General features: G+C 56.6%; 9 protein-coding genes and 3 pseudogenes. 3 read left to right on the forward strand and 9 right to left on the reverse strand.

Going from position 1 to position 13,471, the window contains the following annotated elements; all coding sequences use genetic code 11:
* Position 1 precedes the first annotated feature (1 nt).
* Positions 2-556 carry a hypothetical protein gene (locus F1563_RS01365; RefSeq protein ID WP_007433849.1) on the reverse strand — a complete coding sequence of 185 codons (555 nt, stop codon included), beginning with the start codon at positions 554-556 and terminating at the stop codon, positions 2-4.
* Complete coding sequence (dnaE, locus tag F1563_RS01370; RefSeq protein WP_007433848.1) at positions 553-4,125, reverse strand: DNA polymerase III subunit alpha; 3,573 nt, start codon at positions 4,123-4,125, stop codon at positions 553-555. The genes F1563_RS01365 and dnaE overlap by 4 nt, the downstream gene beginning before the upstream one ends.
* 735 nt (positions 4,126-4,860) lie before the next feature.
* On the opposite strand from dnaE, the gene F1563_RS14575 reads away from it, so the two are divergent.
* Positions 4,861-4,992: a hypothetical protein gene (locus F1563_RS14575; protein WP_002526848.1), complete on the forward strand. Its 132-nt coding sequence runs from the start codon at positions 4,861-4,863 to the stop codon at positions 4,990-4,992.
* A 329-nt stretch (positions 4,993-5,321) separates the two neighbouring features.
* On the opposite strand, the gene F1563_RS01380 is transcribed toward F1563_RS14575, so the two are convergent.
* The 7 genes and pseudogenes from F1563_RS01380 to murQ form a co-directional block, all read right to left on the reverse strand.
* Positions 5,322-5,675, reverse strand: coding sequence for a PTS lactose/cellobiose transporter subunit IIA (locus F1563_RS01380; RefSeq protein ID WP_116220270.1), 354 nt, complete (start codon positions 5,673-5,675; stop codon positions 5,322-5,324).
* Positions 5,676-5,699: 24 nt separating this feature from the next.
* Positions 5,700-5,939, reverse strand: a pseudogene (locus F1563_RS01385) (PTS sugar transporter subunit IIC); the annotation flags it as partial.
* A pseudogene (locus F1563_RS01390) lies at positions 5,929-6,657 on the reverse strand (family 1 glycosylhydrolase); the annotation flags it as partial. The pseudogenes F1563_RS01390 and F1563_RS01385, both read right to left, overlap by 11 nt.
* A complete protein-coding gene (locus tag F1563_RS01395; protein ID WP_002526852.1) occupies positions 6,654-7,670 on the reverse strand; it encodes a hypothetical protein in 1,017 nt (338 codons plus the stop codon). The gene F1563_RS01395 and the pseudogene F1563_RS01390, both read right to left, overlap by 4 nt.
* On the reverse strand, positions 7,667-8,611 hold the full coding sequence (locus tag F1563_RS01400; protein WP_002526853.1) for an N-acetylglucosamine kinase: 945 nt from the start codon (positions 8,609-8,611) through the stop codon (positions 7,667-7,669). The genes F1563_RS01395 and F1563_RS01400 overlap by 4 nt, the downstream gene beginning before the upstream one ends.
* 648 nt (positions 8,612-9,259) lie before the next feature.
* A complete protein-coding gene (locus F1563_RS01410) occupies positions 9,260-10,777 on the reverse strand; it encodes a PTS transporter subunit EIIC (RefSeq protein ID WP_002526855.1) in 1,518 nt (505 codons plus the stop codon).
* A 19-nt stretch (positions 10,778-10,796) separates the two neighbouring features.
* On the reverse strand, positions 10,797-11,711 hold the full coding sequence (gene murQ, locus F1563_RS01415) for an N-acetylmuramic acid 6-phosphate etherase (RefSeq protein WP_002526856.1): 915 nt from the start codon (positions 11,709-11,711) through the stop codon (positions 10,797-10,799).
* Between the two features lie 117 nt (positions 11,712-11,828).
* On the opposite strand from murQ, the pseudogene F1563_RS01420 reads away from it, so the two are divergent.
* Positions 11,829-12,709, forward strand: a pseudogene (locus F1563_RS01420) (MurR/RpiR family transcriptional regulator).
* Positions 12,710-12,718: 9 nt separating this feature from the next.
* Complete coding sequence (locus F1563_RS01425) at positions 12,719-13,366, forward strand: HdeD family acid-resistance protein (RefSeq protein ID WP_002526859.1); 648 nt, start codon at positions 12,719-12,721, stop codon at positions 13,364-13,366.
* The last annotated feature ends 105 nt before the right edge of the window (positions 13,367-13,471 follow it).

Raw genomic sequence — 13,471 nt, forward strand, 5'->3', positions numbered from 1 at the left:
ATTAGTCTAGTGAAGCCTCAGTCGACGCCTGTGCGCGTCCAGTCCGCGGAGCGCCACGTCTAGCTGTTAGCAGGGATGCGATGAGCAAGGGCACCATCGCGGCAAGCAGCCATACCAGGACTGCCACCCAGGTATGGAGAGCGAAATCGACCGGGACAACCTCCCCGGACTTAGCGGAGGCGATCCGCTCGGCAAAGGAGTCAGGGCCGATGAGGACGCCCACCCACCAGCACGCCAGTGCCGACAGGCACGCCGAGATCCCGGCCGCTAAGACGCCCCAGGCTCCCCACCGCCGCATGAGGACCCAACTCAGGCAGCCGATGATGAGTCCCACGACTAGACCAATGAAGCAATACACAGCGTCAGTCGAGAACACCTGGGTGAGGCCCTTCTCCGTCGTCGACGCCGCACCATCAGAGCCGACGGTGTACGTCGGCAGAGTCACCATTGAGTGCCATATTGGAGCAGCCAGCCCCCCAAGGACGATCCCGATCGCTATCACGAGTAGGTTCAGCCGGAGGATCACAAGGCTACGGGCGCGAATTGTCTCATTCATTGCTGCCTCCTGGGGACGCATGAAGGGCCGAGCAAGGCCTTGAGGTCTGCTATAAGCGGCTGGCCTTGGGTGACCTTGAGTTCGTCGGCAAGCCGGAATGTTGTCGTCGCTTTGCCGTCGATGAGCCGCAACATCACCTCAGAACTACCCGGATGGTTGCGCAGCACCCCACGCAGCTCTTCGATCGTGCCACGGGTGCATCGTCCGCGACGCATATCGATCGTCATCGGTGCGTTGCTAGCGTCAGCGAGGTCAAGCAACCAGACGTCGTTGGCTGACATTTCTACTGCCTCGTCGCGTTCTCGGACGAAGCCGCGTATCTTCAAGATGCTGTCCACCGCGAGCAGGGGTTCTACTCGCTGATAGACCTTCGGGAAGCAGGCGATGGTGATCGATGCATCGAGATCCTCCAGGGTTACCGAGGCCCAGATGTCACCGTTCTTGGTCGTGCGCCGCACGATTTGAGTAACCATACCGGCGACCGTGTACCGACCCTCATGGTGGGCCTCGGGATTCACCAGTTCCGCCACCGAGATATCTGATTCGGCCTCCAGAGCGGCCTCAAGTCCACGCAGGGGGTGGTCCGAGACGTAGAGGCCCAGCATTTCGCGCTCGAAGGCGAGCTTGGTGCTGCGATCCCAATCGTCGTCCGGAACGACCCTCTCGACCCCCATCTGGGAGGGCTGGGAGTCGTCACCCATGCCGAACAGATCGTCCTGGCCGTTGACCTGGTTACGCTTGATGTCGATGACGGCGTCGACGGCTTGCTCGTAGATAGCCATAAGTCCGCGTCGAGAGTGGCCCATGGAGTCGAAGGCACCCGCTTTAATGAGGGATTCGATGAGTCTCTTATTACATACTGTTAAACTGACCCGGTCGAGGAAGGTGAAGAAGTCTGGAGCCGGACCATTCTCTTCCCGGGCGCGGATGATTTCGGCTACGGCATTGGCACCGACATTTCGGACGGCCCCGAGGCCAAATCGAATGTCCTCACCGACAGCGGTGAACTCAAGAGAGGATGCGTTGACGTCAGGGGGAAGAACGTTGATGTGCTGAGCACGCATATCGGCCAGGTACATCGCCATCTTGTCTTTGTCGTCACCAACGCTCGTCAGCAGCGCAGCGCCGTACTCAGCCGGGTAGTTGGCCTTGAGGTAAGCAGTCCAGTACGAGACGAGTCCGTAACCAGCGGCGTGGGACTTGTTAAAGGCGTATCCAGCGAAGGGGACCATGACGTCCCACAGAGTCTGGATGGCGTCGTCAGAGTAACCGTGCTCACGCATGCCCGCCTGGAAGGGGATGAAGTTCTCCTCCAGGATATGCTTCTTTTTCTTACCCATTGCTCGGCGCAACAGGTCAGCGCCACCCAGGGTGTACCCAGCAAGCTTTCGGGCGATCGACATGATCTGCTCCTGGTAAACGATGAGGTGGTAGGTAGGGGCGAGGATCTCGTCGAGGTCTTCCTTGAGTTCGGGATGGATCGGGATGATCGGTTCCCGGTTGTTCTTGCGCTGTGCATAGGAGATATGCGCATTAGCGCCCATTGGCCCCGGACGATACAGGGCCAACACAGCGACGATGTCGTCGAAACACGTCGGACCCATGAGCCGTAGCAATGACCGCATGGCCGTGCCATCAAGCTGGAAGACGCCTAGGGTGTCGCCGCGGGCCAACATCTCGTAGGTTGCCGTGTCGTCAAGGGCGAGGTCTTTAAGATCGACGTCGATTCCCCGGTTATCTTTGATGATCTTAATACAGTGATCCATGATGCCGAGGTTGCGCAGGCCCAGGAAGTCCATCTTCATGAGCCCCATCTCCTCGAGCTGGGGATATGCAAAACCGGCAATGATCATGCCGTCCTTGTCGCGCTTATGCATCGGCACGAGATCAAGCAGTGGGGCGCTCGACAGGATGAAGGCGCAGGCATGTACGCCGGTGCCACGAATCAGACCCTCGAGGCCCCTCGCAGTGTCGACAACCTTGGCGACGTCAGGATTGTCAGCTACCAGCTGTCGGAACTCTTGACCTTCGCCATACCTCTCGTGGGAGGGGTCGAAGATCTTGTCCAATGGGACGCCTTTGCCCATGACGTCGGGAGGCATGGCCTTGGTGATCTTGTCCCCGAGGGAAAAAGGATAGCCGAGAATACGGTTGGCGTCCTTGACGGCGGCCTTCGCCTTGATCTTGCCGAAGGTATTGACCTGGCTGGTGTACTCGGCCCCATACTTGTACGTGACGTAGTCGATGACCTTGTCGCGCTGACGGTCGTCAAAGTCAAGGTCGATATCGGGCGGGTTGACCCGCTCCGGGTTGAGGAACCTCTCGAACAGTAGACCGTGCTCCAGCGGATTGATCGCGATAATCCCGGTTAGGTAGGCCACCAGGGAGCCAGCGGCTGAGCCACGCCCGGGCCCCACCGGCACCCCCATCGAACGCGCAGCACTGCAGATATCGGAGACGATGAGAAAGTACGAGGAAAATCCCAACGGCTCAATAACCGAAAGCTCAGTTTCGAGGCGCTCTAGGACCTCCTTTGGCGGATTGGGACCGAATTTTTCGTCGAGTCCCTCCTGGAGCTTCTTGCGCAGCCAGGACTCCTGGGTCTCGCCCTCTGGAACGTCGAATTGCGGCATCCGGTCGACGTGTTTGAACACCTCATCATAGGAGCCGATCATCTCGGTTAGCAGCAAGGTGTTGTCGCAGGCTTCTGGGTAGTCAGGGAACAGCGCCCTCATCTGCTCCGAGGACTTGATGTAGTAGCCGGAGCCGTTGAATCGGAAACGGTTGGGATCATCTTTGTTTCGGCCTACACCGACACACAGCAAAGAATCGTGGGCATCCGCCTGATCCTCAGTGACGTAGTGAGAGTCGTTCGTGACAAGAAGCGGAATGTCCAGCTTCTTGGCCAGTCTCAACAGGTCGGACCTCACCTGCTTTTCGATCGGGACGCCGTGGTCCATCAACTCACAGAAATAGTTTTCGCGGCCAAAGATATCCCGATAATCGGACGCAGCCTGGCAAGCCTCCTCAAACTGTCCAAGGCGCAGCCGGGTCTGCACCTCACCTGACGGGCAGCCAGTCGAGGCAATAATGCCATCGGGGTACTGAGACATGAGCTCGCGGTCCATACGTGGCTTCATGTAGTAGCCCTCATAGGACGCCAAGGAAGAAAGCCGGAAAAGGTTGTGCAAGCCTTCGGGGTCTTTCGCCCACATCGTCATATGGGTGTACCGGCCGCCACCAGAGACGTCCTTGCCACCTTCGGCGTCTGGATCCCCAGCATCACGGGAGGTTCCCCAGAACTCCTGTACTCGTGACGTGCGGGTGCTCGGAGCGACGTACGCCTCGATGCCAATGATCGGCTTAACGAGAGGATTTTGATCCCCGTCGTACTTCTTAGAAATCTGGAAGAACTCGTAGGCGCCGAACATATTTCCGTGGTCGGTCATCGCGACCGCAGGCATCCCTTGGCGCGCCACCTCGGCGAAGAGCTTCTCGTTGCTGGCAGCGCCGTCCAGCATCGAGTACTCGGTGTGGGTGTGAAGGTGGACGAAGTCGGAACGGGCCACGGGCACTCCTTTCACATTCCGACCCCAAGCCGTTGGGATCGTGCCGACCTGGACAGAGTAGTCGGCGCCAAGGACATCCCGAATCACCCTGGTGTGAACGGTGGTCAGTCGTGCTACTTAGAGGCCTGATGGCGAGATGATGCGTGGACTGTCCTGCCGGCAACATATGAGGCAGATAAGATAGAAAATACCGCTCATCCCGGTCAGACTGTGTGCAGATCATCGTGATCTGCGTCACAGTTGGGAATCAATTCGAGCTTTCATACCCGATCCTCAGGACGCTAACCGCGATCGTCTTACACCCTCATCCCAGGCTTTACCGTTCCCGTAGTCGACCCAAATCTCGTACTCGAACTGTTCTGCCACCGTTGCTGTTTGCCACCGCTCGCACCACGAGTTGGTCTGTGCTTCGCAAGCACTGGCGCTCCTGCTCGCGATGGCGGTCGGGCTGACCACCCTTTACCGCGCTCATAGCCGCACTCACGTTGTAGTGGGTGGCCCCAATATCCATATAACTTTAACGCCTGTGCAGCCGTTGCACCGTCTGATCCTGTCGCTACTGAGGCCGTCTCGGGACTGGCTCGCGTCCCCAGACAAATCAAGATGCTATTGCAGTCGGGAGGGCTGCTTAACGGCGCAGCAGCAATCGTAATACTCCGCAATTTCACTAGCCGTCTTGGAAGGCCAGACGCACGTCCGCCAGCCCGACCACATCAGCGTGCGCATTACCAGCAGATGATCACAGCCGCACTGGGTGCCTCCCGCAAAGCGATGCTAAAAGCTCGTAACGGCATCGACCCGGAATGGGCTGGTCGTGTGTTGAGGATTCTTGACCAGCGGATGGCGGTGGTCATGCGTCGCGATTAATCCCCGCGGCAGCCTAAGCCTTTTTACTCCCCCTGCAACCGGCACCGGAACACAGCCGCCAATTCCCGAGCACAGGGAGTCAAGCGCCTGTCTGCATTAGCTCTCCCTAGACTTCTGCTGAGTGCCGAGCCAAGGAGTGGTGGGGTTTACAGAAATCTTCAAAGTGGCAGGGCAAAAGCATCCAAAAGTTTGCTACCATTAGCCCGACATCTCCTCCCCACGCCCGCACAATCTACCTTATAGCGGGACGCCTTGGGGTAATCCGTGACGCACAACATAACCGATTATATAAAACACCTTCCATTCGCGAAATTGCGATAATCAGGCAATTAATTCCCGTCCTTCTCGCTTATATCCTGAATCAATCCAATCATTTGCCCGATGAGAGACTGTTCTGACATCGTCGTCATCAGTTGGTCTTGGGCATGAACGAGCAGAAGCGACATTGGCAGTGAGCCGTTAAGATCACGTGTAATGAGCTCGGTCTGCACATCGTGGGCCGACTTTAACTGCTTATCCGCAGCAATCATGCATTGTTTACTTTCCGATATCTTGCCAGCCCGAGCCTTGTCAACAGCCTCATATAGCAATGTACGAGCCTCGCCAGCGCTAGTGATGATGGTAAAAATCGAGGTTTCGATATCTGACACCGCTACCCCCCCATTCATGTTCTCGCCTACCATAAATTGAAGCCATTCGGAAATATTCTCACAGTTCTCCTTTTTGAGCTGATCCCTGTCATACATCCTCATGAACGGGTAGTATATTGCGGTCGAGATTAATATATTTACGAGGCACAAGATGACGGCACGCCAGTCGCCACCAGTCGTTAAAAACGCGCCTATTGGAGCTGGCAATGTCCATGGGGGTTGAACTGCCATGTACTTTACAAAACCCCAGCTAAATGCTAACCAAGTCACCACGAATAGAATCAATATAGTCAAAACAGCTCACCATACATACGAATTTTCCTCGCACATCGGCTTCACGGCCAAATTTAGTTATTAGTGCGCTCGCTATCATTTGATAATGAAGCCCATTGAACACAGAACCGTAATCGTATGCGTAATCATCAGATGCAGTTATCCCGAGCCCATTATATGGACTGAAATACCCAGCATTAATTTCGTTTATCGGAAGCCAATAGTTCACATCGTCTCCCCATCTCTCGACTACAAATTTCGCCATCTTAAGGTACAAGGCAATTACGTCACGGTGCTGCCAGCCCCCATATTTGTCAACGATCGCGACAGGTAACGCATAGTGATTGATTGTGATAAAAATCCTAATGCCGGCGTTGGTCAGAGTACTAATGATCCGGTCATAGTACGCCACGCCATCTGGATTGGGTTGGCCTTCGAAACCGGTGGGGAACAAACGAGCCCAGCTGATGGACAGCCGATATATGTCTAAGCCAAGATCTATGATCTCGCGCAGGTCAGTCTCCCAATGTTCGTAGCCCCGCGAGCCGACACGAAAGGGGAATAAGGCATCGCCAGCACGTGCTCCCTTTGCATGCTCGACATCAGCCTCGGTGAGAAGCCGCGTCTGCACCGTGTCGTTAGACGACCGCGGTACCCACCGACGATCCAACCCCTTCCCGTCGCAGAATCCGCCTTCATACTGACTGGCAGCAGTGGCGCCTCCCCACAGGATACGTTTCATCCTATGCTCCTCTCGCCGTCAATACCGTGCGATAATCTCCTGGTCTTTCTCGGCCAAGAGCTTTTGGCGTCGACCAGTCGCTTCATCTCCTCCGGTGTCATGTTTCTATCCGCGGCGATCTCGGCCAGCGGCGCGCACACGTCGTCAGGACGCATTACCTCGGTATTCCACAGTTTCCAAGGTCGGTCTATTCGCGTTACGACGGCGCGATAGATTTTGTTTTCGGAGACGCACTTAATCCCATATCCACCATTGATATCGGTGTGTGATCCATTGGAAGACCAGTAACGCAGAGTGCCAACCCTATAGCCAGCCCGGTCACACTGACTCGACCGACCTAAAACGACCACCATATGGCCACGTTCATCTTTTCCGATATCGTTATTCCAAAAGATCTTCATGAAATCGAACCTACGAAGACTTGCGAATATTTCGTTACGATCCCAAGGATTCACGTACTCGCCAACGGTGCCGATGTAAAGGTTGGTACCAATTCCCAATTCGTGAGCCAATTCGGCCACCCCCGGCCCGTTGGCATTTGCACGTCCCCACGCTCCGACTCCGTCCGTCTGGATCGCGTAAGGCCTGTTCTCAACCGCGTATGGCTTCAGGTATGTCCACTCTTGATTCGACGGGATGATGCCGTAGCTCTTCTCGTATAGCTCGAGGCTCTTCAGTAACAGAAGATACGTCGCCGAGGAGCAGAAAGATGGCGTCGCGAGGTAGGGATCCACACAAATACTCGTACCGGAAACTCGAACCGCGCGGTCCAGTCCTGTCCACGCGGTCTGTTGAAAGCCCGGCGGGATATCTTTTCCGGTATGGTAACCGCCACCGGTAGGAAAACACCTCAACGCAGTCTGAACACACTCCTGCCACATGATCGTTGATCTTTCGAGACCGGCCTTGGCTTCTGCTGTGAAAGCCGAACTCACGGTTGCAGCTAAAGCCGCAACACACGTCGCCGACATCATCGTCCTACGAGTGATCGGTTTGTCAGTCTTCATCGTCATCGTCTCCTGGCGCCCGAACGCAACTCCAATGCGTTCATCAGGTCATGTTTATGTAGCTCGACACCTCTTGAACGCCCTGCTGCCCAACATGCACCGACAACTGGGTAACTCGCGTATGTGCACCCGCCCAGCGATTCCTCCACGATTCTCCGCAACGTGTTAGGTTGTCGGCAGTTTCGGCTCGTGTCCGGTGCGAGCAAGCCTCCTGCCAGGATCACGTGATCAGTGCCGAGACTTGTCACGGTTGTTACCAGCTCCGCTGCTGCGGCAGCTAGAATTAACGACGCGGTCTTATCGTCGTGAGCAGACAGTACGACGCGGGCGAAGCTTGCCACGGCTGCGGGTTGGAGCTCCTTCGTCTCGCCAATGAGATCCTGAACGGTACAGTCAGCAGGCAATCCAAGAGCCTCAACAACCCCACGGGTAATAGCGGTACTTGGGCCCCGTCCATCAAGGTCTGCTGCCGCGGCTCGCAAGGCTTTTCTCCCGATCCAGTAGCCGGAGCCATGATCCCCCAGCAACCATCCGGCACCGTCCCGGCGATCGACCCAGCGCCATTCCGAGAAGCGACCAGCTATCGCTCCGGTACCTGCCACGAGAATAGAACCATCACCCGACGTTGTGGCAGACCAATAGGCAATCTCGATGTCGGTCACTACCCGAGGGATAACATCCAGGCCGGCGGCGCGGAATGCCTTCTCGACGTTATGGCGGATATAACGGTTTCCCTCCGGACCTGCGCCCGCGGCCCCGACGATAACCGCTTCCACATGCTGAACCGCGGACTCGGTTAACAAAGCGCTCAGGCAGTCGTTGAGGGCCTGCCACAATGAGGGACGGCTGATGCGCGCAACATGTTGATAACCCAGTATTCTCCCGCCCGCATCGGTAACGAGGGACCTCACACTCGTTCCACCAATGTCGACACCCAAGAAACACATAATCCGGCTCTTCCCCTAGTTACTGAACGACGTCTTCGTTACTCCCGTCGCATTGATCTCAACATCACAAAATCAACCTGCATTCCACCGCTGAGATGCGTTACCAGATCGGCATAAGAATCGGCCACTTTGCCAACTCTCACCCACTCTCAGTCGAGGGGTTCGTCGCTGATCATGAGATGAACTTTGTCGCGATTCCGGACCAGGGTGTCTGTTTGGAGGGATCCAGCCCGACGCAACCCGACATCGGGAGCGTGGTATCCCCCTCCCCCGGGTACCGTCGATGCGCCACGAGATCCCCGTATCTTCTCGATGCAACCTGTGCTCTCCTAGGAATTCGGGGCAGGCGAGGTCAGCTAGCGGCAAGGTGAAAACACCGTCGGAGTTGAGCCGCTCAATCCAGGTGAAGGTCTCATCGGTCATCGTTCCTTCTGCCAAGCAGCACCTGGTGGCGATCCCAGTGTCAGGGTGAGGGTAGAAACTGTGCCATCCGGCAGGCTTTAGATCACCCAGGGCGTCGAGGAAGGATATGACGCCCTCAGCCTCGGGCAGGTGTAGGAAGGTGAATACGGCTCCGCCACACGTGACAGTCTGACGAGCGGCCAGCTCGCAGCTTTCGTCAACCGGATATATGGACCACATCATCAGTCAGTCCACGATGCGTTCGGCCATGGAATCTTTGAAACCAAACAGGTAGGTCAGCAGGCATCCCATGATGACCGAGATGAGCCAACCGCCGAGATACCAGCCCCACTTGCCAGCAGAAATAACCGGTGCCATCAACAAGCCGGACAGACCTAGGGACTGAGAGCCAAATGTTCCGGACTGCTGCATCCACCACGCTACAAACGCGCCTCCAAAACCGCCGCCAAGACATGCGGTGAGGAAGGGATACAGCAACGGTAGAGAGACCCCGTAAATGAGAGGTTCGCCCACACCAAGGATGCTAATCGGTAGCGCATTTTTAATCACAGACCGCAATTTCGGATTCTTGGTTTTCATGAGAACAGCAATGGCCATTCCTACCTGACCAGCGCCAGCCATCGCGAGGATGGGTAGCAGCTCGGTAAAGCCATGATTGGCGACGAGTTGAGCATGAATTGGGATGAGTCCCTGGTGGATTCCCAACATCACCATGGGTAAGAAGAACGTCGCGAGAATAAACCCGCCGATGATCCCCCCTTTAGCAAGTGCAAAATTGACCAGCAGCCAGGTGAGGCCCTTCATGAGTAGCGATGACAACGGCATTATTATAAAAATTGATGCTGCGGCACCGAGAAGTAAAGTTACAGCCGGCACAAGGAACAGTTCGATCGCCGCCGGGATAATCTTGCGCAGCCGTTTTTCGATGACAGTAAACAGCCACGCGGTGATCATGACGCCAATGACACCTCCCAGCCCCGGTGTAAGCTTTCCAAATACTGGGATTGTCAGCTGGATAGCTGCCGTCTTGTTCGCTGCGGCCGTACCAGCCAGAGCGGGCATATACGGAACCCCGCCCGCGATGAAACCTAAGATCGGGCTGCCACCACATTCTTGGGCTGTGTTGTATCCCACGATAAGGTTGAGGGAAGTAATAACAATGCTTCCCAGGCCAGCCAAAACCAGGAACCATCTGTTGTTAGCAACGGTGGGATCGATCGTCCTCCAAATCCCACAGATGGCGGTGATCAATCCACAGGCGATGAGCCCTGGAATGATCGGGACGAAAATGTTCCCAACGTGACGAAACATCGCTTGCACCCGCGATGTTTGCTTGTTTTTCACCTTTTTCTTGGTTTGAGCGGCCAGATCTGGATCGCCTTTGGGAATAGGAGTCAATTCTGTCCTGGCTACCGTGGGGTCCGCATCTCGCCTTGCAGCGGCAGGTGATGTGTTGTGAGCCGTCTCCTCTGTGTCGGTGACAGGGGCAGAACTCGCGGACCCCGTGATCTTACCAAAGGCTGCCCGCAATCTTTCCGCATGACCGGGCCCAGCGACGACCTGCAGCTGCTCGCCCTCGACGACTCCGAGGACCCCGTCCAGCTCCTTGATAGCCTCCGCGTCAGCGACTTGCGGTTGGACGAGGTTGAGACGCAGCCGCGTCATGCAGTTGGTGAAAGTCTTTATGTTGTCGGGCCGTCCCACAAGATCGAGTACTCGTCGTGCAAGTAAGTTGTAATCCATGACTTCCTCCCTAGAAGACTCAGAGATGAAGGTGGTTCTCGTCGACGGCGGCTCGGACTGCCCCACCCGCGTCAGCTAATCGGGCCCTAGCCTGCGCCGCAGTCATTCCCAACAGCACCATGGCAATGGCCGTCTTGGCATGACCGTCAGACTCGTGCAACGCCGTGACTGCCTCATCACGAGAACACCCCGTGGCAGCCATGACAATCGACATGGCCCGCTGCCGTAGTTTCTCGTTGCTCGGGGAGACGTCAACCATAAGGTTGCCGTACGTCTTACCTAATCCGACCATGGTCGCCGTGGAGATCATGTTGAGAACCAGCTTTTGGGCCGTCCCTGCTTTAAGGCGGGTCGATCCCGTGAGGACCTCAGGGCCAGCGTCAATTTCAACCGGAAGATCTACTTCACTGCTGATGGCGGCACCGCGATTGCAACACACCGAAGCCGTCACCGCTCCAGCTCGTTTCGCCGCGCGTACCGCGCCCACAACCCAAGGAGTTTGCCCTGACGCTGCCAGACCGACGACGACGTCGTGAAACCCAGGCTGAAGGACGTTCATATCCGCAGCACCACGATCTGCATCGTCCTCAGCTCCCTCCACGGCCTGAAACATCGCCTGCTGTCCCCCAGCGATGAGGCCGACGACCATCGTGGGGTTGGTGCTGAAGGTTGGTGGGCATTCCACTGCGTCGAGAACACCCAGACGCCCACTCGTTCCGGCACCGGCATAAATCAATCGACCTCCTGCCGACAGGCCCTCCACTGCAGCTTCGACGACGGCTGCAATGGCTGGGAGCTGGGAAGCGACAGCATTAGGGACGCGATGATCCTCATCGTTCATGACGCGGAGCACTTCCAGGGTTGGCAACTGATCGAGTCTCTCGCTAATCGGGTTCCTCCCCTCCGTCGTGGCAAGATTCGTCAGGCTGTCCATGGAATCTCCTCCCTGAGTCGAGATTTCGTGGTTGCATGTCTGCGATGCCATGCCACGGAACTGCACCGTCCCGATGACATGAAACGATCGTACATTAAATCTGTCTTTGTTGGAAGGATGTTTCACATGAACGACAGCCTGTTGCCTCGGATCGATATGGCTAGAACGACCATGCGCCCTGCAGAGGCCCAGGTTGCCGCCATCGTGCTAGCCAAACCAGACTGGACACTTGCCGCGTCAACGAGCCAACTCGCCGAGGCTGCCGGTGTATCTCCTGCATCCGTCGTGCGCTTTTGCCGAGCTCTCGGGATGAGTGGCTACCGAGAACTTCGCACCGAGCTTGCGCGCGACTTATCTCTACGCAATCTCGAGTTGGAAAGATCTTCTGTGGCCGAGGGCACCATTACTCTCGACGATTCTCTAGCCCAAATGATCACAAAATCGCGTTCCACGAGGCTCGCACGATTGAGAATACCGCGCGAGCCGTCGACACCGAAGAGCTTGAAGCTGTCGCCAGCGCCATCTCCATCGCCCCGCGGACTGCGCTCTTCGGGGTCGGGTCTAGCGGTCTCGTCGCAAGTGACTTATCCGAGAAGCTGGAACGCATTGGCCTCGTCTGTCAGCACCACCAAGACACCCATATGCAGCTCGTTCATGCCGCATTGTGCACACACGCCTGTGTAGCCTTAGGTATCTCTTTTAGCGGCAATACCCAGGAAGTTGTCGAGGCTCTCACCGTGGCCCGAGAACACGGCGCTACTACCGTTGCTATGACAGGTCTACTCGATTCGCCCGTCGGACGGCTTGCTGACCACGTCCTCGTCACCTCAGCACGTGAAACACAGGTCCGCGCTGGTGCGATGTCCAGTCGAATGTCACAGCTAGCCGTTGTCGACTTTCTCTTTGCGCGGGTCGCGCAACTATGCATGGACGACCTCGAGACCCTCTTGACCAGCACACGCACCGCAGTAAGCACGCACCGAAAACCCCTCACGTAGACTTAACGCATGTCGTCGCAGACTCTCAACAAGACCGGGAAGTCAATTTGGTGGATTCCTTTCACCAAGGGGACCCTCGCAATCATTGCCGCAGTGGTGGCCCTGCTTTGGTCCCACCAGACGATGACTGCCCTTGTGGTAATCGTCGGCATCTACGCCATCGTCGACTCCGTCATGACTCTCATCAACGCCCAAGCCGTCCATGGCATGGCCGGCGCTAGATTCATGAGGGTTTGGGGCATCATCGGCATCATCGTTGGCCTGATCCTTATCATTCATCCCGGATTCTCCCTGCATGTCATCGCCATTCTCATAGGGGTGTGGCTGGTCCTGCTCGGCGTGGCAGCTACCGGATTCGCCCTCCCTATGAAGCTCGTCACAAAGAAGGCCTGGGCCTGGATGCTTAGCGGTGGCATCGGTCTGTTCCTCCTAGGCATCGTCGTCCTGGTCCATCCTGGATTTGGCGTAGTGGCCATGAGCTGGCTGCTAGCCCTAGGGGTATTTCTCTATGGCGTTGCCCACCTTGCAATTGCGGTGGGGGTCCGCAAGATCACAAGTTCTATCTCGTCGGCAGTGCGTCGCAACCCCCGCAATACCGTCATTGAAGGAGACATCGTTGACAGCCCGGAGACGTCAACCCATCGCGAACTGAACTGATAATCTGATTCAGTCGTCACGTCAATGTGACTTCGGACGGTAACCGGGGCCACAGCTAGCTTTGGTGCCATACTCCCGTATTCGGCGGGTGATCTAGCTGACGGC

The organism is Cutibacterium modestum, assembly GCF_008326345.1.
Lineage (GTDB): Bacteria > Actinomycetota > Actinomycetes > Propionibacteriales > Propionibacteriaceae > Cutibacterium > Cutibacterium modestum.

Bases quoted from the DNA above. Each gene is read 5' to 3' on its own strand.
- F1563_RS01400 (WP_002526853.1), bottom strand. From the start codon at position 8,611: ATGTGTTTCTTGGGTGTCGACATTGGTGGAACGAGTGTGAGGTCCCTC.
- F1563_RS14575 (WP_002526848.1), top strand. From the start codon at position 4,861: ATGATCACAGCCGCACTGGGTGCCTCCCGCAAAGCGATGCTAAAAGCT.
- F1563_RS01410 (WP_002526855.1), bottom strand. From the start codon at position 10,777: ATGGATTACAACTTACTTGCACGACGAGTACTCGATCTTGTGGGACGG.
- F1563_RS01395 (WP_002526852.1), bottom strand. From the start codon at position 7,670: ATGACGATGAAGACTGACAAACCGATCACTCGTAGGACGATGATGTCG.
- F1563_RS01380 (WP_116220270.1), bottom strand. From the start codon at position 5,675: ATGGTAGGCGAGAACATGAATGGGGGGGTAGCGGTGTCAGATATCGAA.
- F1563_RS01365 (WP_007433849.1), bottom strand. From the start codon at position 556: ATGAATGAGACAATTCGCGCCCGTAGCCTTGTGATCCTCCGGCTGAAC.
- F1563_RS01425 (WP_002526859.1), top strand. From the start codon at position 12,719: ATGTCGTCGCAGACTCTCAACAAGACCGGGAAGTCAATTTGGTGGATT.
- murQ (WP_002526856.1), bottom strand. From the start codon at position 11,711: ATGGACAGCCTGACGAATCTTGCCACGACGGAGGGGAGGAACCCGATT.